This window comes from Nocardia sp. NPDC056564 (assembly GCF_042793755.1).
Classification (GTDB): domain Bacteria; phylum Actinomycetota; class Actinomycetes; order Mycobacteriales; family Mycobacteriaceae; genus Nocardia.
This window is the reverse complement of sequence record NZ_JBHTUR010000003.1, coordinates 169,637-189,483: the sequence shown is the minus strand read 5'-3', so window position 1 is coordinate 189,483 and position 19,847 is coordinate 169,637. Positions and strand designations below refer to the sequence as shown.

General features: G+C 69.3%; 19 protein-coding genes. 6 read left to right on the top strand and 13 right to left on the bottom strand.

Annotated features, from left to right (window positions below):
- Position 1: 1 nt before the first annotated feature.
- From ACFQ9K_RS08770 to ACFQ9K_RS08720, 11 genes are all read right to left on the bottom strand, one after another.
- A complete protein-coding gene (locus ACFQ9K_RS08770) occupies positions 2–1,303 on the bottom strand; it encodes a beta-ketoacyl-[acyl-carrier-protein] synthase family protein (protein ID WP_378714644.1) in 1,302 nt (433 codons plus the stop codon).
- Entirely contained in the window at positions 1,300–1,788 is a 489-nt protein-coding gene (locus ACFQ9K_RS08765; RefSeq protein ID WP_378714645.1) for a hypothetical protein, read from the bottom strand. The genes ACFQ9K_RS08770 and ACFQ9K_RS08765 overlap by 4 nt, the downstream gene beginning before the upstream one ends.
- Complete coding sequence (locus ACFQ9K_RS08760) at positions 1,788–3,104, bottom strand: beta-ketoacyl-[acyl-carrier-protein] synthase family protein (RefSeq protein ID WP_378714646.1); 1,317 nt, start codon at positions 3,102–3,104, stop codon at positions 1,788–1,790. Before ACFQ9K_RS08760 ends, ACFQ9K_RS08765 begins: the two co-directional genes overlap by 1 nt.
- The gene (locus ACFQ9K_RS08755) at positions 3,097–4,404 is read right to left on the bottom strand and encodes a beta-ketoacyl-[acyl-carrier-protein] synthase family protein (RefSeq protein WP_378714648.1); all 1,308 of its coding nucleotides are present in this window, start codon (positions 4,402–4,404) and stop codon (positions 3,097–3,099) included. The genes ACFQ9K_RS08760 and ACFQ9K_RS08755 overlap by 8 nt, the downstream gene beginning before the upstream one ends.
- Positions 4,405–4,407: 3 nt before the next feature.
- Positions 4,408–5,052: an acyl carrier protein gene (locus tag ACFQ9K_RS08750; RefSeq protein WP_378714749.1), complete on the bottom strand. Its 645-nt coding sequence runs from the start codon at positions 5,050–5,052 to the stop codon at positions 4,408–4,410.
- Positions 5,053–5,115: 63 nt separating this feature from the next.
- Positions 5,116–6,483, bottom strand: coding sequence for an aspartate aminotransferase family protein (locus ACFQ9K_RS08745; protein ID WP_378714650.1), 1,368 nt, complete (start codon positions 6,481–6,483; stop codon positions 5,116–5,118).
- A 129-nt stretch (positions 6,484–6,612) separates the two neighbouring features.
- Positions 6,613–7,386: a class I SAM-dependent methyltransferase gene (locus tag ACFQ9K_RS08740; protein ID WP_378714651.1), complete on the bottom strand. Its 774-nt coding sequence runs from the start codon at positions 7,384–7,386 to the stop codon at positions 6,613–6,615.
- 3 nt (positions 7,387–7,389) lie between these two features.
- On the bottom strand, positions 7,390–8,010 hold the full coding sequence (locus tag ACFQ9K_RS08735; protein ID WP_378714652.1) for an SRPBCC family protein: 621 nt from the start codon (positions 8,008–8,010) through the stop codon (positions 7,390–7,392).
- A complete protein-coding gene (locus ACFQ9K_RS08730) occupies positions 8,007–9,083 on the bottom strand; it encodes an FAD-dependent oxidoreductase (protein WP_378714653.1) in 1,077 nt (358 codons plus the stop codon). The genes ACFQ9K_RS08735 and ACFQ9K_RS08730 overlap by 4 nt, the downstream gene beginning before the upstream one ends.
- Complete coding sequence (locus tag ACFQ9K_RS08725; RefSeq protein ID WP_378714654.1) at positions 9,080–10,393, bottom strand: FAD-dependent oxidoreductase; 1,314 nt, start codon at positions 10,391–10,393, stop codon at positions 9,080–9,082. The genes ACFQ9K_RS08730 and ACFQ9K_RS08725 overlap by 4 nt, the downstream gene beginning before the upstream one ends.
- A 12-nt stretch (positions 10,394–10,405) precedes the next feature.
- On the bottom strand, positions 10,406–11,419 hold the full coding sequence (locus tag ACFQ9K_RS08720; RefSeq protein WP_378714655.1) for an AfsA-related hotdog domain-containing protein: 1,014 nt from the start codon (positions 11,417–11,419) through the stop codon (positions 10,406–10,408).
- Here ACFQ9K_RS08720 and ACFQ9K_RS08715 point away from each other — a divergent pair.
- Both ACFQ9K_RS08715 and ACFQ9K_RS08710 read left to right on the top strand, forming a co-directional pair.
- Positions 11,340–12,515 carry an ACP S-malonyltransferase gene (locus tag ACFQ9K_RS08715; RefSeq protein ID WP_378982999.1) on the top strand — a complete coding sequence of 392 codons (1,176 nt, stop codon included), beginning with the start codon at positions 11,340–11,342 and terminating at the stop codon, positions 12,513–12,515. The genes ACFQ9K_RS08720 and ACFQ9K_RS08715 overlap by 80 nt on opposite strands.
- Entirely contained in the window at positions 12,512–13,789 is a 1,278-nt protein-coding gene (locus ACFQ9K_RS08710) for a wax ester/triacylglycerol synthase domain-containing protein (RefSeq protein ID WP_378714657.1), read from the top strand. The genes ACFQ9K_RS08715 and ACFQ9K_RS08710 overlap by 4 nt, the downstream gene beginning before the upstream one ends.
- A 5-nt stretch (positions 13,790–13,794) precedes the next feature.
- On the opposite strand, the gene ACFQ9K_RS08705 is transcribed toward ACFQ9K_RS08710, so the two are convergent.
- Positions 13,795–14,919, bottom strand: a complete 1,125-nt coding sequence (locus tag ACFQ9K_RS08705) for an FAD-dependent oxidoreductase (RefSeq protein WP_378714658.1) — start codon at positions 14,917–14,919, stop codon at positions 13,795–13,797.
- A 149-nt stretch (positions 14,920–15,068) separates the two neighbouring features.
- On the opposite strand from ACFQ9K_RS08705, the gene ACFQ9K_RS08700 reads away from it, so the two are divergent.
- Entirely contained in the window at positions 15,069–15,335 is a 267-nt protein-coding gene (locus tag ACFQ9K_RS08700) for a phosphopantetheine-binding protein (protein WP_378714660.1), read from the top strand.
- A gap of 7 nt (positions 15,336–15,342) precedes the next feature.
- On the opposite strand, the gene ACFQ9K_RS08695 is transcribed toward ACFQ9K_RS08700, so the two are convergent.
- A complete protein-coding gene (locus ACFQ9K_RS08695) occupies positions 15,343–16,029 on the bottom strand; it encodes an FCD domain-containing protein (protein WP_378714662.1) in 687 nt (228 codons plus the stop codon).
- 138 nt (positions 16,030–16,167) lie between these two features.
- On the opposite strand from ACFQ9K_RS08695, the gene ACFQ9K_RS08690 reads away from it, so the two are divergent.
- From ACFQ9K_RS08690 to ACFQ9K_RS08680, 3 genes are read left to right on the top strand one after another with little or no spacing between them, the layout of a single operon-like run.
- Positions 16,168–17,283, top strand: coding sequence for a mandelate racemase/muconate lactonizing enzyme family protein (locus ACFQ9K_RS08690; RefSeq protein ID WP_378714663.1), 1,116 nt, complete (start codon positions 16,168–16,170; stop codon positions 17,281–17,283).
- 15 nt (positions 17,284–17,298) lie between these two features.
- On the top strand, positions 17,299–18,633 hold the full coding sequence (locus ACFQ9K_RS08685) for a cation:dicarboxylate symporter family transporter (protein ID WP_378714665.1): 1,335 nt from the start codon (positions 17,299–17,301) through the stop codon (positions 18,631–18,633).
- Positions 18,633–19,808, top strand: coding sequence for a mandelate racemase/muconate lactonizing enzyme family protein (locus tag ACFQ9K_RS08680; RefSeq protein ID WP_378714667.1), 1,176 nt, complete (start codon positions 18,633–18,635; stop codon positions 19,806–19,808). Before ACFQ9K_RS08685 ends, ACFQ9K_RS08680 begins: the two co-directional genes overlap by 1 nt.
- Positions 19,809–19,847 lie beyond the last annotated feature (39 nt).

Genomic DNA, 19,847 nt, shown 5'->3' with positions numbered 1-19,847 from the left:
CTCAGACCGGTGTCAACGCGTCGTCGGCGGCGCGGCGCACCACAAGGGTGCCGTTTTGGCCGCCGAGGCCGAACGAGTTGGTCAGCGCCACGTCCACCGGCAGGTGCCGGGCTGTGCCCGGCACGTAGTCGAGATCGCATTCGGCGTCGCGATGGCGATAGTTGACGGTCGGCGGCACGAGGGCGGTACGCACGCTCAGTACGGTGCTGATGAATTCCACGGCGCCGCAGGCGGCGATGAGATGGCCGGTCATCGACTTGTTCGCGGTGACCGCGAGCCGGGTCGCGGCGCGGCCGAAGACGTGCTTGATCGCGGTGGTCTCCACCCGATCGTTGAGGATGGTCGCGGTGCCGTGCGCGTTGACCAGGCCGACCTGGTCCGGGCTCACCGCCGCGTCGGCCATCGCCGCCCGCATGGCCAGCGCGGCCCCGTCGCCGTTCGGGTGCGGTTCGGTGAACCGGTGCGCGTCGAGCGAGCAGCCGAACCCGGCGACCTCCGCGTACCACGGCGCCGACCGGCGGCGGGCATGCGCCTCGGTCTCCAGCACGACCATGCCGGCGCCCTCGCCGACCACGAAACCGGTCCTGGTCGCGTCGAACGGGCGGCCGGTGCGACCGGCCAGATTGTCGGTCGAGGGCGCACCGAGCGCGACGAGCCCGGCCAGGCCGAGCGGGTTGATCATGGAATCCGTTGCGCCGCAGAGCACGATGTCGACGCCGCCACGCCGGAGCAGGCGGAACGCGGTGCCGATGGCGTGTGCGCCGGCCGCGCAGGCCGAGGTGATCACGGTGGTCGGTCCGGTGATGCCCAGATGCCCGGCGAGTAAGCCGATCACCAGGTCCTGCGGATCGCGGATCAGCGAAACCGGGTTGATCGTCGCCGGACCGGCCAGCGGCGCGGGGAGCCGGAACCGGCCGTGGTCGTCGAGGTGGCCGGCGATGTCGTCCATGCCGACGATGCCGAGCCCGGTGCCGAGCACCAGCCCGACCCGCTCGGTGGTGCTCGCCGCGATCGGACCGCCGGTCCGGGTCAGACCGCTGTCGGCGAGAGCCATGGCGCAGGCCGCGAGCGCGAACCGGGCCTGCCGGTCGGCGCGCAGCTCGGCGGGGAACGGGCCGTCCCAGTAGTCGTGCACGTCGAATTCCGCGACCTCGGCGGCGATCCGGGTCGGGAGGGCGGACGCGTCGAACAGCGTGATCGGCCCCTCGCCCGAGGTACCTGCCACGAGGTTGGCCCAGAACCGGCGGTGCCCGAGCCCGATCGGGGTGACCGCGCCGAGCCCGGTCACGACCACCCGGTTCACGGGGACACCGGCCCATTCGGCTCGGCCCGGATCCGGTCGAGTGACCAGCCGGAGTAGTAGCGGAACCGGTTTTCCTCGGCGGCGATCTCGGCCGGGTCGGTGATGTCCTGGAGCACGTAGTTCAGCCGTGCGATGCGCGCGATGGGCGTGGTCTCGTCGTAGGCCGCGCAGCTGAGCTGCGCCCAGCGTTTGCTCAGCCCGAGCATGCGCGCCTCGACCCGCATGGCCCGGCCCGGCGGGAGTTCGCCGACGATCTCGGCCCGGTCGATGAGGCACAGGAACGCCGAGACGGTGAAGTCGGTGCTCAGATGGACCAGCCAGCCGGCGACCTGCGCCATCGACTCGAGCAGCAGCGACCCGCTGAGCAGCCGACGGCCCGCGTAGCCGGCGGTCAAATGGTCCTCGGTGAGCGAGACGTGTTTCACCGCGACCATGGACTCGCGCTTGCTCGCCTCCAGCACCCGGTCGTAGAGCAGGAATCGCATCACGCCCCCTTCGCCTCGAACGCACCGAACACGACGCACTCGCTCTGCCCGCGGAACCCACCGGCCAGGCAGGCCACGGCGGTGCCGGCACCCATCCGGCGCGCGCCGCCGCATACCAGGGCCAGGCCCGAATCCGGTTCGGCATAGCGAAGATTGGCGATCGCGGGCACCCGCCGCTCGACCAGGCCGTGCACGGCGAAGACGCTGTGCAGCGGCAGCGCGGCGGCCAGCAGGTGACCGGTGGCGCCCTTGGCCGAGGTCACCGGGATGCCGGGTGCGTGCCGGCCGAGTACGGCGCCGATCGCGGCCGCCTCGACGGCGTCGCCCGACCGCAGTCCCGGCGCGTCGGCGTACACGCAACCGAGCTGGTCCGGGGTCAGCCCCGCGTCGTCGAGGGCCGCGGCCAAAGACTGTTCGATCGCCGCGTGCGGCGGGTGCGGTTCCGGTCCGGGCGGCGCGCCGACCGCCGCACCGTGGCCCAGCACCTCGGCGAGCACGTGCGCGCCCCTGGCCCTGGCGTGCGTGAGCGTCTCGAGCACCAGCACGGCCGCCCCTTCGCCGGGCACCGTCCCGGTACGGTCCCGATCGAACGGCCGGCACGATCCGGCCGCCGGGTCTGTGGTCCGCGCGACGATGCCGAGGTAGAGCATGCGTTGCAGGGCAGACAGATTCAGCCGCGGGCTGACCCCGCCGGCGAGCATGACCTCGGCGTCGCCCTCCTGCAACATGCGCAGCGCCGCGCCGATCGCCTGCCCGCCGGCCTCGCCGAAGGGGCTGAACGAGGCGTTCGGCCCGTGCAGCCGGTACTGCATGGCGATCTGGCAGAGGGTGGCGTTGTTGAGCATCACGATGGAGACCATGGGCGAGATGGCGCGCCACCCGGTGCGGCAGAACCGTTCGATGTCGAAGCCGGTCGGATCGTGCAATGACCGCCGGGCGGCGAGTTCCAGGTCGGCGATGTCGTAGTCGATCATGGTGACGCCCAGGGTGATTCCGGTCGCGTCGGCGTCGATGTTGCCCGGATGGATCTTCGCCGAGGTCATGGCCTGTCCGGTCGCGGCGAAGGCCAGGTGCGTGTGCAGCCGCATGGCGCGGGCGGCCTTGCGGTCGGTGATCCAGTCGCCCGGGTCGATGCCCCGCACCCGCGCCGCGGCGAGTGGCCGGTCGCAGTCGGCGCGCAGTTCGAGATCTTCGGCGAGCTCGCGCAGCCGCGCGACACCGGAAACCCCGCGCAGCAACGCGTTCCACTGCGTGCGCGCGTCGTTGCCGAGCGCGGACACCGCGCCGACGCCGGTCACCACCACGCGTTCACCCATGGCCGTCGCCGTCCGCCCAGCGGCGCAGCACGATGCTCGCATTCTGGCCGCCGAACCCGAACGAGTTGCTCATCGCGATTCGAACCTCCTGCGCGCGAGCGGTATTCGGTACATAGTCCAGATCGCAGTCGGGGTCCGGGAATTCGTAGTTGATGGTGGGCGGAATCAGGCCGGTGCGCAGCACGTGCACACAGGTGACGCATTCGATCGCGCCCGCGGCGGCGATCGTGTGCCCGATCATCGACTTCTGCGAGCTGATCGGGATCGCGGCCGCGCGATCGCCGAAAACCTTGTGCACGGCGCGGGTTTCGGCTCGATCGTTGATCAGTGTCGAGGTGCCGTGCGCGCTGATGTAGTCGATGTCCTCGGCCCGGAGCCCGCCGTCGGTGAGGGCGCCGGACATCGCCAGCACTGCGCCCGCACCGTGCGGCGGACTATCGGTGATGCGATAGGCATCACAGGATGTGCCGTACCCGGCCACCTCGGCCAGCGGTTCGGCGCCGCGCGCCAGCGCGTGTTCGAGCTCCTCCAGCATCACGAAGGCGGCGCCCTCGCCCATCACGAAGCCGCAGCGTCTGCGGTCGAACGGGCGACTCGCGGCGGCGGGGTGATCGTTGAACCGGGTGGCCAGCGCGGTGAGCAGATCGAATGACGAGATTCCGAGAAAACTGAGCAGCGAATCGCAGCCGCCCGCCAGCACCGCGTCGGCATCGCCCTCGCGGATCCAGAGCGTGGCCTCGCCGATCGCCTGGGTGCCCGACGCGCAGGTCGACGACACCGTCATGGTCGGTCCGGCCGCACCGCACAGGTGGGCGAGCGCGGCCGCGCTGGCGTTCTTGCGCATGCTGTGCCGCTGCGTGGCCAGCAGGCCGGCGAACTCCGCCCCGGGACCGGCTGTCCCCCTGCCCATTCTGTGCTGGAGCAGTTCGTCCAAGACGCCGATGTCATACATGTGACCGGAGGTGCCGACGCACACCCCGAATCGCTGCGGGGGTGTATCGGCAAGTCCGGCGGCCCGTTTCGTCGCGAGCCCGGCGGCGAGGCCGAGTTGAACCGCCCGTGGGGCCGATCGGGACAGTGCCTCGGCGTCTGGCGGCCATTCGATCGTGGCGCGGAATCCGTCATCGATCTCGGCCGCGACCTGGGAGCCGAGTCCGGAGGCGTCGAATCGGGTGGTGGTGCGAATTCCGGAGCGACCGTCGACGAAGCCACGGAAGGTCGTCTCGGCGTCCGCGCCGAGCGGCGTCACCATCTCCGCCGCGGTGATGACCACCCGTCGCGGGTGCTCCTCGCCGAACACCGGTCACTCCGCGACGGCGTCGGCCGGGGCCGGTGCGGTCGCCGCCGCTGCCTCGGCCGCCTGCGCCCGGCTCTGCTGGACCAACAGCGCGACCTCGTCGAGTTCGCGGATCTCCTCGAACCAGTTCTGGTTCAGCTCGTCGCCCGGTATCGCGGTGAGTTCGGTTCCGCACGTGTCACATTCGGCGTGGAACTCGCCGTCCTCGTTGCGCAGGAACGTCCGGCTGCCGCCGCAGGCCTGGCACCGCTCCGGGATAGTGTCGAGCAGCCGCCGGCACAGCCCACCCCAGGTGTGCACGGTCCACAGCGCGGCCACGTCTTCGACGCGCATCCCGGGTTCGACCTTGCTCAGATCGACCCCGAGGAGACGTTCGCGGACCAGATAGGCGCCCAGCGGGGTCAGCCTGCGCAGCGTGTCCACCGCCGCTCCGGCGCCGAACACATCCTCGGCCTGCTCGTTCAGATCGTCGCGCGGCACCGAGATCGGCAGGAACTGCTCGAGCCGAAAGGTGATGTCCAGGAAGTCGATCGATTCCGCGCCGAGCTCCGGAATCAGCAATTTGCCCGGCGTGACGTCGGATGGTTCGACGGCGAGCGCCAATGCGACCGCGCTGCGTACGATGTCGTCGAGTTCGTCCGAACTCAGCATGAACCCCACGGCGTTCCTCCTCGGATCGGTGTACATGGTGGGTTTGCTTGGGCGATAACGGGTTCAGCTCTTGGCGGTGAGCCGGGAGTACCTGGCCAGCACGCCGTCGAGGCGGCGGTAGAGCTCGTCGACCTCCTCGGTCGTGATGGTGAGCGGCGGGACGATGCCGATGGTGCCGCCCAGACCCTCCGCGCCCTGGCTGCCGATGATCAGCCCGCTCAGCGCGAGCCGGTCCTCGATCACCTGCCACTGCTGTTGCGGGATAGGCTCTTTGGTGTCCCGGTTCTTGACCAGCTCGATCCCCATCAGCAATCCGGCGCCGCGAATATCGCCGACGATCGGGTACTCACGCAGCCGCGCGAACTTGTCGAAGAGGTACTTGCCGGTCTGGCGCACCTGGTCGACGATGCCGTCGCGCTGCATGATCTCCAGGGTGGCCAGCGCCGAGGCGCAGCACAGCGGATTGCCGTTCGTGGTGCTGCCGGTCGCGATGAAACCATCAACGGCGGAGAGGAATTCGCGATAGATGTCGTCGTGTACGACCACGGCGCCGAACGGCAGATAGCCACTGTTGATGCCTTTGGACAGGGCCATGAAGTCCGGTCGCACGTCGAAGTAGCCGGCGCCGAACCATTCACCGAGCCTGCCGAATCCGGTGATCACCTCGTCGTAGGCGAGCAACAGGTCGTTGCGGTCGCAGATCTCGCGCAGCCGCTCGTGATACTCGCGGGTCGGCACGATCGCGCCGCCGACGCCGAGCGCCGGTTCGACGAGCACGCCGGCGACCTTGGCCGGCCCGAGCCGCACGACCATCGTCTCGATCGCGTCGACGCAGGCGAGCGTGCAGGTTCCGGCGCAACCGGATTCACACCGGTACGCGTACGGGGAGGGTGCGTGGTGAAAGCCGGGGGTCAAGGGTTCGAACTGTGTGCGGAACCGGCGAAACGCGGAGCCGGTGGCGCTCAAGGCGCCGTAGGTGACCCCGTGATAGGCCCGATCCAGGGCGATTACGCCGAGTTTCGCGGTGTCCGCGCCGAAGCGCAGCCGCTGATACTGCCGCATCATCTTGATGATGGTTTCATTGGCCTCGGAGCCGGTGGACGCGAAGAAGACGGTGTTCAGGCCCTCGGGGGTCACTGCGGCCAGCCGCCGGGCGTACTCGTCGGCGGCCTGATGCGTCGCCCGCTCGATGGGGAAATACAGCAACTTACCCGCCTGCTCGCGGATCGCGTCGATGATCTCGGGGTGGGCGCCGCCGAGGCTGAGATTGCACAGTCCGCCGAAGGCGTTGAGATATCGGTTGCCTTCGGTGTCCACCACCCAGACCCCCTCGGCCGAGGCGATGCTGATGCCGCGCCTGCGAAACCCGCGCATATTGGTGAATCCGTGCCAGAATGTCGAATCGGTCTCCGCCGCAATCTGATTCGGCATGACACTCCTCGCGTCGCCAGGTCTCCAAACGGACCGGAGGGGAAGGTGTTCCGGGCGAACCGGTTCCGTATGAGCCGACGATAACCTTGGGTACGGCCCTGTTTCCTCGGCCGAATGGTCACACCTGGCTCAACACTTGGTGGAGGTCGCGGTGCCGCTCCGCTGAGTATCGAGTGGTCGATCCGGCTCGGTGGACAACGTGATGAGGTCCCATCCGGCGCGACGGCAGCTGAGTCCGGCCGCAGTGGCTTCGGCGACGATGCTTCGCATTTCGAGCGCCCACCAGCACACGGTGCTCACCGACTCCCGTACCGTCCGCCCGTCCTGCACCACCCGGCACATCGTGGTCAATTCGATCCGTCCCGGGTCGGCGGGGCGCGAACCGAGCCAGATCTCGTGGTGTCGCACGCCGAATCTCACGACGCCGACGCGGATCGGGCGGACCGTCCGGGTGGCGGGAAACGGCGCGGCGTCCACGACCGCCCGGCAGCCGGTGGCCAGCCGGTCGGCGAGCAGTCGCCACAACCCGTGCCGATCCTCCGGTGCGAGATACCCGAGCACCCCGCAGGCGACCAGGCCGCCGATCCGGTCGGGCAGCGTGGTCTCCTCGAGCGTGCCCGCGACGATGGTCACCCGTGGGGCCAGCCCGTTCGCCTGCACCCGGCTCGCGAGTGCGGCGCGCATGGCCGAGGAGGGCTCGATCGCGATGATCGGGACCGTGGGCAGCGCCGCGCCGATGATCTCGACGACCAGCCCGGTGCCGGCGCCGACATCCACGATCGGTGAATTCGTCTGCGCGGCACCGGACATGGCCTTCGCCAGTAAGCCGGCCCGCGGCTTCCAATAGGGCCGTCCGGCGATGTCGTAGAACTCCGCCGCCGCATCGTAGTGGTCGGTCGCCACGGGTCATCGCCCGGCGCTGGGCGCGAGCCGCGCGCGATGTTCGAGAATCGTCTGCAGGTTGCGCAGCTCCAGCACATCGCAGGCGTGGAACAGCGGCCACATCGACCCGGGCCATACCCGGCCGCGGCGCGGCGAAAGCCGCGGATACGGATTCTTGTCGTAGTAGGGATGCCGCCAGATCGTCCATGAGACCAGTGCGCCGCTGCGGCGCTGCACCCGGCGGGCGGACAGCACCCGGCCGCAGAACACCATCCACAGATCGTCGCCCTGATCGAACGCCGACTCGTAGTCGACGGTGCCGACCTCGCGATTGCCGATGATGCGCAGGTGGATCGTGGTCCCAGGGTCGGTGGCATCGACTCCGACGTAGCGGCCGGTGTCGCCGTTGGGGCGGAAATCGCGCATGCTGTAGGTGAATTCCTCGACACTGCGGATATCGAGCAGATAGTCGTAGAGGACCTCGGGTGGACAGTCGACGTGCTGATGCACGGTGTACACCTCGCGGTCGGCGGCGCCCGCGCGCAACTGCCTGGTCAAGGCTAGCAACTGGTTGGTCGCGTCGGCGCGTGAGACCGTCTCGCACCGGAAGAGTCCGGGGATATCGTCGAGCGTCGTGCTGGTCATGGGTTCTCCTCGGCGAATGGGTGCTGGAGCGGAAGGTCGTTCCAGCGGTTGAGCATCATCACCTCGCCGAACACCCGGGCGCGGTGCTGTTCCGCGTCGATCCTGGGCATGCGGCGGCGGGCGAACCGGATGAGGGCGGTGTCGATGTGCGCGGTGTCCACCCGCACCAGTTCGTCGTCGAGCACGGCGGCCGACTCCATCGCCAGCGACGCGCCGATGCCGGTGCTCGGCACCAGGCCGGCGGCGGCGTCGCCGAGCAGCACGATCCGTCCTCGAATCCATTGCGGGACGTTGACTTCCACCAGATCCAGGCTCTCGACCCGGTCTGCGTCGGGCAAGGTGCGCAGGATCAAGCACTCGTCGGCGCGGCGCGGGTCGCGCGGGGGCCACTGCCCGGCCTCCCGGTCCGCGCCGTCGAACGAGCCGGCGATCGCGACGAAGCAGGCGACGCGATCCTGGGTCGGATAGGCGGACATGACGCGTCGCAGCCCCCAGGTCTCGTGCAACTCGCCCGGCGGAGTGACATCGCGATGCGCCCACCACCACCAGATCCGCCAGCCGAACCGATGCTCGGCGGTGCGTAGCTTCGCCTGCCTGCGGGTACGGGAACGCATGCCGTCCGCGCCGACGACCAGGTCGTAGTCGCGCTCCCGGCCGTCGTCGAACCGAACCCGCACGGTCGAGCCGATCTGGCGCATCCGCTCCACCTCGGTCTCCAGATCGACCGGTGTTCCGCCGTTGGCCGACTCCAGGATGGCCAGCAATTCGGCGCGCGGCGCGGCGCGGGGCAGCCCGCGGCAGGCATCGAGGCGGTCGAGGTCGAAGGTGTGCAGGATCGTGCCGTCGCGGTCGTGCACGACGTAACGCCGCAGCGGCACGCTCAGGTCGATGAAGGAGTTCCACAGCCCGAGCCCGTGCAGGATCCGGCTCCCGGCCGGCCACAGTGCGATCGCGTACCCGGTGGGACCGTAGCTGCCGATCGTGTCGATCACGGTGGGGCGCAGTCCGCGTTGGCGCAGTCGCGCCGCGAGGGTGAGCCCGGCTATGCCGCCGCCGACGATCAGGATTCTCACCCGATCGCTCCCCGGCGCGTGGCCGAAAGCAGTGCGGCGGCGGCCGTTTCGCCGGATCGGCAGCACGCCTCGATCGAGGTGCCGAGCAGGTAGTCGCCGGCCAGGGCGACGTTGGTGAGCGGGGCGGACGCGGCGGACAGCGCATCGAGGAAGTCGCCGTGATGCGGCAGGTAGCCGCAGTATGCGTGTGGCCAATGACGCACCGCCGCAGCGGTTCTCGGCTGAATAGTGATGCCGAGATGGGTGCGCAACTGGTGTTCGGTATCGGTGACCAGGTCGAGCACATCGGCGTCGGCGGGATCGATCAATCGACCGTGTTTGCCCGAGAATGTATATCGGACAACGTTTCGCATCTCCTTGCCGTAGCTGCCCGCGTTGCTGCACGGCTGGTCGTCGAGGGCGATGGCGCGGACATCCGCGGCGAAGACATTGTGTGCGTAGCGGACCACCGCGACCGTGGCCGGGAAGTAGCGCACCGCGTACAGCAGTTCGGCGACGGTGTCCGACAACGACGCGAGCAGCGGTGCCGCCGCGTGGGCGGGAGTGCTGACGACGACGGCGTCGTAGCGTGCCCGGGTGGTATACCCGCTCGCGTCGAGCAGGTGCAGAACAACGCCATCGTCGAGCCGCGCGATGCCGGTGACCGCGGTGCGGTACCGAATTTCGAGAAGATCAGCGATACGCCCGAGCAGGGTGGACAATCCGGTGGTCGGCTGATCGAAGGTGTCGATCAGCATGCCCATGTTGGCCGGGAAGTTCCCGTAGTAGGCCTCGTCCGGCTCGGCGCCGTTCATCCGGACCGTGATCGGCCGGAGGAAGTTGGCGGTCGTACGCTTGCCGAAATGCTCCGACAACGGCCGATCGTCGTGCCGGCCCAGTCTTCTGGCGAGATCGGAGCCGAGGAACCGGGCCTGGTCCGCGGACTTCACCGTCCGCGCTATGCGGTCGAGGGCGGCCAGGTCCCGCCAATCGCACATCCGCAGAACGCCGTTCAACGTCGCGGCCCGGTTGCCGCTGTCGAGGCCGACCAGCCGGCCCGCGACGACCCTGGAGGTATTGATGCCGAACGGCTCGTATCCGGTGCCGCCGAGCAGGTCCAGCAGCGCGCGGAACCGGGTGTAGCGACGCCCGATGTTCTTGCCGCCCAGCAGCACCTCGCGCCCGTCGAGTTCGGCGACACCGAGGCGCCCGCCGATTCGATCGTCACGTTCCAGGATCTCCACCGCACAGCCCGCGCGCCGCAGCGCGAGCGCGGCGGCGATACCGCAGACCCCGGCCCCGACCACCGCGACCCGCTCCGGTGTGCGCACCTGGTTCTCCCGTCAGCCCGAACCGGATTCGTCGAGCACGTCGAGGGCGATGACGCCGAGCGACTCGTCCGCCTGGTCGAAGCCGACGCGCACCCGATGCCGTCGGCCGGGGCGGGGGCCGCTGGAATCGGTGATCGCCGCCCGGCAGCCGGTGCGCAGCTCCGGTTCGCAGAAGTTGCCGAAATCGACGTCGCAGCCGACGATCACGGCCCGGCGCGGGTCGGTGCCGCGGTGTGCGGACAGCGCGGCGAGGCAGGCCTGCCTCGCCGCCTCCAGCAGGAGCATGCCGGGCACGTGATCCATCGGATGGTCGAAGAACACCGGATGCGTCGGATCGAAGGTGAGCTCGCAGTCGATGCTGTCCGCGCCACTGGCAATCTCGTTGGTGAGCAGAATATTTCGCGGCAGGCCGCGGCCGACCCGGTCCGGGGAGAGCAGCGTGGCCGGATCGAACGCGCGCGCCGGTTCCGGGCCGAGCGCGAGCGTCTTCGTCCGCGCGCGTTCGCGAATGTATTCGTAGTAGTGCAGCGGCAACGGCAGCCACCGGCCGCCTGCCCGCCCGCATTCGTGGCCGTCGACAATGATGGTCACCGGGTGCTGAGCCAGGCGCTCGGAGGTGCGCGCGTTGACGATGGTCACCACGCGCGCCGGTTCCGGGCCGGCGCGCAGGCGTTCGGGCGCGAAGATATCGATCCGCATGTCCCGGAAGACCAAGAACTGGTTGTCCGGCACGTTCACGAATTGATGCGCGACATACTCGGTCACCTGCCGGGTGACCTCCATGATCGCGATGGTATCCAGGTAGTCCGGATTGCCGCCGTCGTTGAACAGCATGTGGCTGCGCGGGAGCATGGCCGCAACGGCCCATTCGCGTTTGCCGATGACCGCCGCGTCGGTGAGGAATACCTCGTTGACCGCGGCGCGATGCACGAGCGAGCGCGGCACCGTGTGCTCGAAGCTCAACTGCGCGAGCGTCGTTCGGCCGCCATCCGGTACGGGGCGAGTGGTCACTGCGGTTTCGTCCACGGCTGCCTCTCCGGGATTCGCGGCTCGAACTATCGCGAGCGTATCGACGGCGTCGGCGCGGATCATCGTGCGTTCGCTGAAGCCGTCTCAACGTCTGACCGAATACCGGTGCCGCAGCGCGCGTTACGGTCGAGCTGTGCTCGAGCGTGACGACAGGGTGGAAGCGTCGTCCCGGTCCGGCGAGCGGACCGGATGTGCGTTGATTTTCCCGGGCCAAGGCGCGCAGCGACCCGCCATGGGTGATCGATGGCGGGACACACCGCAATGGCGGATCGTCCGCGAGGTTTCCGAATGGACCGGCCACGACGTGGCCGAGTTGGTGCTGCGCACAGGCGAACAGCAGTTGCGGCGTACGGATTCGGCGCAGGTGTCGATCTTCACCATGTCGCTGATGGCGTTGGACTACCTGGTCGAGCACGGCATGGTCGGCCCGGTGCGCGCGTGCGCCGGGCACAGCCTGGGGGAATACACGGCATTGGTGGCGGCGGGTGCGCTGGCGCCTGCGACCGGCGCCCGGCTCGTCGCGGCACGCGGCGCGGCGATGCGCGCGGCCACCCGGCAGCGCCCGGGGACGATGGCCGCGATTCTCGGCGCGAGCGGTGACACCGTCGAACAGTTCACGGCCGCGGTCCGGGCCGAAGGCGCTCAGGTGTGGGTGGCCAACGTGAACGGGCCGCGACAGGTCGTCGTGTCCGGCACGGTCGACGGGGTGGCGGCGGTGACCGAGGAGGCCAGGAAGGTCCGGCTGAAAATCGTGCGGATTCCCGTCGATGGCGCGTTCCATACGCCGCTGATGGCCGCCGCCGCACCGCCGTTGCGCGACGCCCTGGCCGCGGCCGAATTCCGGCCGACCGGTATTCGGGTAGTCGCGAATGTGGACGCGGGGCTGTACACCGCCGAGCGGTGGCGGGACCTGGCCGAGCGACAGCTGACCGCGCCGGTGCGCTGGACCGCGGTCATCCGGCGACTGAGCGACCTGGGCTGTGCGCGGCTGGTCGAGGTCGGGCCGAGCCGGGTGCTGGCGAAGTCCATCGGGCGGAGCGAGCCGGCTCCGGCGATGCGGTACTTCGGCTACCCGGGGGAGCTCGGCGCATGAGACCGCGGCAACGGTGGACGGCGGACGGTCGCCGGGATCGGTTGAGCGAGCTGGACTGTGTGCAACTGCGCCTCGACAGTGTTGGCCATCCGATGCACTGGATGCTCGGCTTACAGCTCGAACCCGGCGATCCGGTCACGCTCGAACAGTTGCGTGCGCGGGTGGCGAATCGCGCACGCGGGCACGAGCTGTACCGCCTGTGCCTGCCGGAGCGCCTGCGTCGGCGACCGAGATTTGTTCGCGCAGAGGTGGACCCGCGGGCCCGCGTGCAGGCGGCCGCGGTGGACGACCAGGATGCGCTGTCGCGCTTGATCGAACAGCTCATGGCGACGCCGATGACCCGTACCGTGCCGCTGTGGGACATCACGCTGGTCGACGAACAGGACCGGGGGAGTCAGACGGTACTGCTGCGGGTGCAGCACTGCTTGAGCGACGGCTTGGCCGGACCTGGCTTCGCCGCATTGGTCGTGGACTCGACGGTCGCCGACTCCGCCAGATTCGTTACCGCGCCCCGGTTTCCGTTCCGCAGGTCCTTCACCTGGCGGACCTGCACCGAGGTACCGCGGCAGTACCGCGCCGCCCGTTCGGTGCGTCGAGGCGGGCGAGTGCTGCCGTTTCCGCCGCCGGACTGTGTGCGGCAGATCGCGACCTTCGCCGTTCCGCTGGCGCGGCTACGCCGGAACGCTGCCGCGACCGCAGGGTCCAGCACCGATTATCTGCTGGCGAGCGCCGCCGAGGCGTATCGACGGGCAGCACCGCGCGGCGCCGGGGAGGCATTGCGGATCATGCTGCCGGTCACCCTCGACGAGGCGCTGCGGCACACCGGTAATGCCACCGCGTCGGCGTTCCTCGACCTGGAGATGTCGAGTGGGCGGATGATCGACCGGGTTCGGACGGTGCGGGAACAGCTGGCCGCCATCGATCCGGTGGCGCAGGCCCGGGCGCTGGCCTCGGCCGGCGTGGATTTGCAGTATCTACCGTGGCGGGCGCAGACCAGGTTGATGGCGCGGATGGTGCGGGACACCTGTCAGCTCAGCGTGAGCATCACGCCCGGATTTGCCCGGCGACACAGGATATTCGGCCGCGCTGTGACGGCCACGCTGCCGCTGTCACCGCTGATGGCCGACGAGCTCATGGTCACCACGTTGATCCTGCGGGATCAGCTGAGCGTCGGCGTGGTCGCCGATCCGCGGGTATTGCCCTGTGCACTCACGGAATTCGCCGACACCCTGCGCGCGTTGCTGATCGATTCCGGTGAACCGTCGTCGTGCTAGCCGGCTCACGGATTCCAGCGGGTGATCTCCGAGATCACCGCGTGCTCCGGCAGTGCACGCACCATGGCGTTGCGCACGGCGGTGCCGAACCTGGTGCGGCGCAACATCACCGGAATGAGCCACCGGGACCGATTCTGCACGGCGTCGACCCTGGCGCGGCGGCGGAGCACGTAGTGCCGGAGCGCGTCGGGAACCTGGTCCGCGCCCACCTTCGACAGCTCCTCGGCCAGGACCAGCGCGGACTCCATCGCCATCGACGCGCCGACACCCGCGGTCGGCAGAAAAGCCGCGCCCGCGTCGCCGAGCAACACCACCCGCCCGAACCGCCAGTCCCGCATGCGCAGATCGGCCAGGTCGAAACAGCCGACGCGGTCCGGGTCGTCGAGTGCGTCGAGCATCCAATCCCGCTGTCCGGCAATGCCGGACAGGCGTTCGCGGAGCTGCGCCGGGGTCGCCGGGGCATCCGCCGCGCGCAGCGCGGCCGCGCAGCCGACCGGTCCGGTGGTCGGGTTGTAGCCGAAATATCTTGCGGTTCCCCAGAACTCGTGTGACTCGTCGGACGCGACGCCGATACCCCGCGTCCACCAGGTCCACAGTCGAAGACCCGTGCGGCGCATCGGCACCTCGCCCGCCGCCAGTGCGCGTATTCCGGAATCGATGCCGTCGGCCCCGACCACGACATCGTATTCGGCGCTCGCACCGTCGTCGAAGCGGGCGACGACGACGCGCCCGTCCTGTTCGATACCCGTCACGGTCCGGGCCATCCGCACCTCGGTGCCTCCGGCGAAAGACCCGAGCAGTTCGATCAGCTCGGCTCGTCGGAGCGCGCGCGGGACGCCGTCGCCGAGGCGGCCGCGAAAGTCGAAGTCGCGCAACCGGCCACCGCCGTCGGTGTGCGTCGAGTAGGTGTTGATCGGCACCGCGAGGTCGTTGAACCGGCGGCCGAGGCCGAGATGCTCGACCACCAGGCGGCCCATCGGCCACAGCGTGATCACGTAGCCGACGTCGCCGTATCGCGCCACCCGCTCCACGACCGTGGGTTCGATTCCATTGCACCGCAATGCCGCGGCCAGCGTCAGGCCCGCGATGCCGCCGCCGACGACCAGGACGCGCGGCGTGCTCGTTCGCATGGCGGCGAGTCTAATTTCGGCTCGGCGATCGGCTCATCGGCCGAACGTTGATCTGTGCTCAACGCCGGTGGCAACCGCGCCGTTCGTTGAGGCGCACCCGGATCGTTCGATCCAAGACCGCTCCGGCACCGGTGATTACGCTTGGTTTCGTGTCCGAAAGAACGCTGCCGATCGTGCTCGAGATCTTCGAGACCGACCTCGGCATGGACGTCCGGCGGCGCGAGCCCGAGACCATCCTCCTCGGCGACCTGGGCTTCGATTCGGTTGCCGTCGCCATCGGGACCGTCGCCATCGAGGAACGACTCGGCGTCCGGTTGTCCGTGCGCCAGTTGCTCTCCTGCTGGACGGTCGCCGATATCGTCGAGGCCGTCGACGCGGCATCGCCGGGCGCGGCGCCCGACCGGCGCGGCCCGTAGTCGCTGGTCAGTCGTGCAGCGCGGCGAGCATGCGCTCTTTGCCGGACAGAATGTGCGCCTCCATCAGCCGGCCCGAGGTCACGGCGTCGCCGGCGGCGATGGCGTCCAGGATCTCGCCGTGCTGGCAGTTGGAAACGGTTCGGGCGGCGTCGGATTCGAGGCCGTGGCGGCGGAACAGGTGTAGTTCCTTGGAGACGTCGTCGTAGAGGTCGGCCAGGCGGGGGTTGCCGGACAGTGCGACCAGGGTGCGGTGCAGGTCGACGTTGCGGGGGTAGTAGTCGTCTACCGAGGGCACGGCGGTCTGTAGCTGTTCGACCTTGGCGCGCAGCTCGGTCAGCTGCTCGGGGGTGATGCGTTCGGCGGCCAGGCGACCGGCCAAGCCGAACAGGCTCGCGCGGATGTCATAGAGCTGGGCGGCCTCGGCGACGGAGACCTCGCGCACGAACATGCCCCGGTTGGTGCGGAATTCGACGAGCTTGCCCCGTTCGAGCTGGCGCAGCGCCTCGCGTACCGGGCCGCGGCTGACGCCGAGCCGCGCGGCGAGCGACGATTCGTTGATCCGGTCGCCGCCGCCGAGCGCGCCCGCGATGATCAGCCGCTCGAGTTCCTCGGCGATCACCTGCAGGAGCGAACTGGACTGATGTTCGGCCACCCGCTGTTGCAGCGCGGTCATCGCCTGCGTCTGTTCGGTCATCACCGTCACTCCTTGCCCGCGCCCGTCGACAGTTCCGCAGTGTCGCATAGTCAACAGTCGATTGCAAATCGTTGACAGTTGACGATTCACGCGCGCAGACTCAGTGCACCGTCCGGAAGTGAGCAGAAGGAGGACGGAATGAAGATCAAAGACATCCGCGCCAGCGTGCATACGACCTCGATCGACGTGCCGCTGCTGAGCGAGCGGGTCAGCGGTTACGGTCGCGAGGAACAGCGCGAGTTCGTGTTCTGCGAGGTGGAGACCGATGCGGGACTGACCGGTGTCGCGCTGACCGGGCACTTCTTGGCCCGAGCCGTGGTGGTCGCGCTGGAGCGGCACTTCCTGCCCGTGGTACTCGATATGGATCCGCGCGACGTGGAGGCGATTCATCAGCGGGTCTGGCGGACCCTGAATCCGCGGACCATGACGGGCGTGGTGTCGAGCGCCCTGTCGCTGCTGGACATCGCGCTGTGGGACATCCAGGGCAAGGCGGCGGGTCGCCCGGTCGCCGGTCTGCTCGGTGGTGCGCGGACCGAGGTCCCGGTGTACGTGACGTTCGGCTTCCCGCAGTACGACCGTGAAACCCTGTGTGCCGCGGCGCGACTGCAACTGGATCAGGGTGTCACCGCGCTGAAGCTGGTGGTCGCGGTGGACCGGGGCGGCTGGCGCGAGGACGCGGCGCGCATCCACGCGGTCCGCGACGCGGTCGGCCCCGGCATCGACCTGATGATCGACGCCAACTACCTGTACACCCCGACCGAGGCCGCGTGCCTGTGCCGCGCCGTCGAGGACGCGAACCTGACCTGGTTCGAGGAGCCGCTGCACCAGAACGACGCCCGCGCGCTGGCGGATCTGCGGCGGCACACCAGGATTCCGCTGGCCGCCGGCCAGATGGAGGGGCATCGGTGGCGGCTGCGCGAGCTGGTCGAGCGGCAGGCGGTGGACATCCTGCAACCCAACGTCTGCTACTGCGGCGGGTTCACCGAGGCGCGCAAGGCCGCGCACCTCGCGCAGATCTACAACCTGCCGCTCGCGCACGGCGGCGGCTGGCCGCTGTTCAACCTGCACACGCTGGCCGGGCTGATGAACGGGTGGATTCTCGAATGGCACCTCGGCATGGTCCAGGTCGGCGAACTGCTGTTCCCGGACGCGCCGAGACCGGTGAACGGACGGATCACCGTGCCGGACCGGCCAGGTCTGGGCCTGACGGTCGATCGCGCGGCATTGCGCGACACCCTTGTCCGTGACCGGTGATGTGCGGCGATTCCCATGAGCGACAAAGCAATCGCGGTCACGCCGGAGTCGGCGTCGCCGCGCCCCCGGTGGCGCGGGCTGGCCACCAACACGAGCCTGCAGGTGCTGGTCGCGGCGATCGTCGCGGCGATCTTCGGCATCGTCGCGCCGGACGCGGCGGCGAGCACGCAACCGATCGCGAAGGCGTTCATCGCGCTGATTCAGATGCTGATCGCGCCGATCGTGTTCCTGGTGATGGTCACCGGGATCGTCGCGACCGGCGGGATGCGGGCGGTGGGCCGGATCGCGGCGCGGGCGCTGATCTACTTCGAGATCATCACCACGGTGGGCATGCTGCTCGGGCTGCTCGCGGTGAACCTGTTGCGGCCCGGCGCCGGGGTCGCGCCGCCGGCGCACGCCTCCGGCGACCTGTCCAGCTACGTGAAAGGCGGTGCGGAGCACGACTCGTTCGGCGAATTCCTGTCGAAGATGGTGCCGGATAACGCGGTCAACGCGTTCGCCACCGGCAGCATCATCCAGGTGCTGATCTTCGCGGTGCTCTTCGCCGTTGCGTTGATCAAGCTGCCGGACCGGATCTCGCGGCCGATCGTGGACGGCTGCGCGAAGCTCACCGACGTGTTCTTCCGGATGATCGGCATGATCATGCTGCTGGCGCCGATCGGCACCTTCGGCGCGGTGGCGGCGACGGTCGGCAAGTACGGGCCGGAAACGCTTACCGCACTGATGAAGCTGGTCGGGGTCTCGGCGATCGCGTTGGCGGTCTTCGTCGTCGTGATCCTCGGCGGGGTCTCGCTGCTCGCCGGGTTCTCACTGTGGCGGCTGATCACGGTGCTGCGCAGGGAGTTCGCCGTGGTGCTCGGCACGTCGTCCTCGGAAGCCGTACTGCCGCAGCTGATGCGGCGATTGGAGCAGGTCGGTTGCCGCCGCAGCGTGATCGGTCTCGTCGTGCCGACCGGGTTCTCGTTCAATCTGGACGGGGTGGCGGTGGTGGTGCCGATCTGCGTGGTCTTCATCGGCCAGGTGTACGGCATTCCGCTCGGCTTCGGCGACCAGCTCGGACTGTTCCTGATCTTCCTGGTGCTGTCCAAAGGCACTGCCGGAGTGAGCGGTTCGGCCTTCATCACGCTGGCCAACACGGTGGCCGCGACCAGCCTGGTGCCCGTCGCCGGACTCGCGCTCGTCCTGTCGGTCGACCGCTTCCTGTCGTTGATGCGCGCCCTGACCAATGTCCTGGGCAACGCGGTCGCGACCGTCGTCGTCGCGCGGTGGGAGCCCGACGGCCTCGACCGTGAACTCGCCGCTCGAACCATCGGGCTGTCCCGCCCGAAAAGCACAGGAGGAGAACCGTAATGCCCCGAATCGTCGCCATCCACGAGGGTGTCGTGCCGATCAACTCCTCGATGAGCAACGCGTTCATCGACTTCAGCGCGATGGACTGTTCCATCGTCGCGGTGGTCAGTGACGTGATCCGGGACGGCGAACCGGTCGTCGGCTACGGGTTCAGCTCCAACGGCCGCTACAGCGCGGGAGAGATCCTGCGCCGCCGGATCATTCCGCGGTTGATGCGCGCGGACCCGGACGAGCTGCTGACCGAGGACGGCTCCGCCATCGATCCGGCGGCGGCGTGGAATCTCATGCTGCGCAACGAGAAACCGGGCGGTCACGGCGAACGGTCGGTCGCCGTCGGGGTGATCGACATGGCGCTGTTCGATCTCGCGGCCAAGCTCGCCGGGCTGCCGCTGTACCGGTGGCTCACCCGGCACTACGGCCTCGGCGCACCGGACGCGGACGTGTTCGTCTACGCCGCGGGCGGCTACTACGCACCGGGCAAGGGACTGACCCAGCTCCAGGAAGAGATGCGCGGCTTCCTCGACCAGGGCTACGACGTGGTCAAGATGAAGATCGGCGGCGCGAGCCTGGCCGACGACGTCAAACGGGTCGAGGCGGTGCTCGAGCTGCTCGACGGCGACGGATCGAGGCTGGCCGTGGACGCCAACGGCCGATTCGACCTGGACACCGCGCTCGACTACGGCCGCGCCCTCGCCCCGTACGGCCTGTTCTGGTACGAGGAACCCGGCGACCCGCTCGACTTCGCTCTGCACGCGACGCTGTCCGAGCGGTATCCGGGCCCGCTGGCCACCGGGGAGAACCTCTTCTCGCTGCCGGACGCCCGCAACCTCATCCGCTACGGCGGCATGCGCCCCGACCGCGACTACCTCCAATTCGACCCGGTGCTCGGCTACGGCCTGGTCGAATACCTGCGGATCCAGGACATGCTGCGCCGGCACGGCTGGTCGTCGCGCCGCTGCATCCCGCACGGCGGTCACCAGTTCTCGCTGCACATCGCCGCGGCGCTGCGGCTCGGCGGCAACGAGTCCTATCCCGGCGAGTTCCAGCCCACCGGTGGTTTCGCCGACGCCGCCGTGATCGAGCACGGCCGGCTGCGGCTCACCGACACACCCGGCATCGGCTTCGAAGACAAGGCTGAACTGCACCGAGTCTTCCGGGCGCTGCACACGGGGTAGCGCCTCCCCGCCCTGCGGGCGTGGACCGGTTAAGATCAA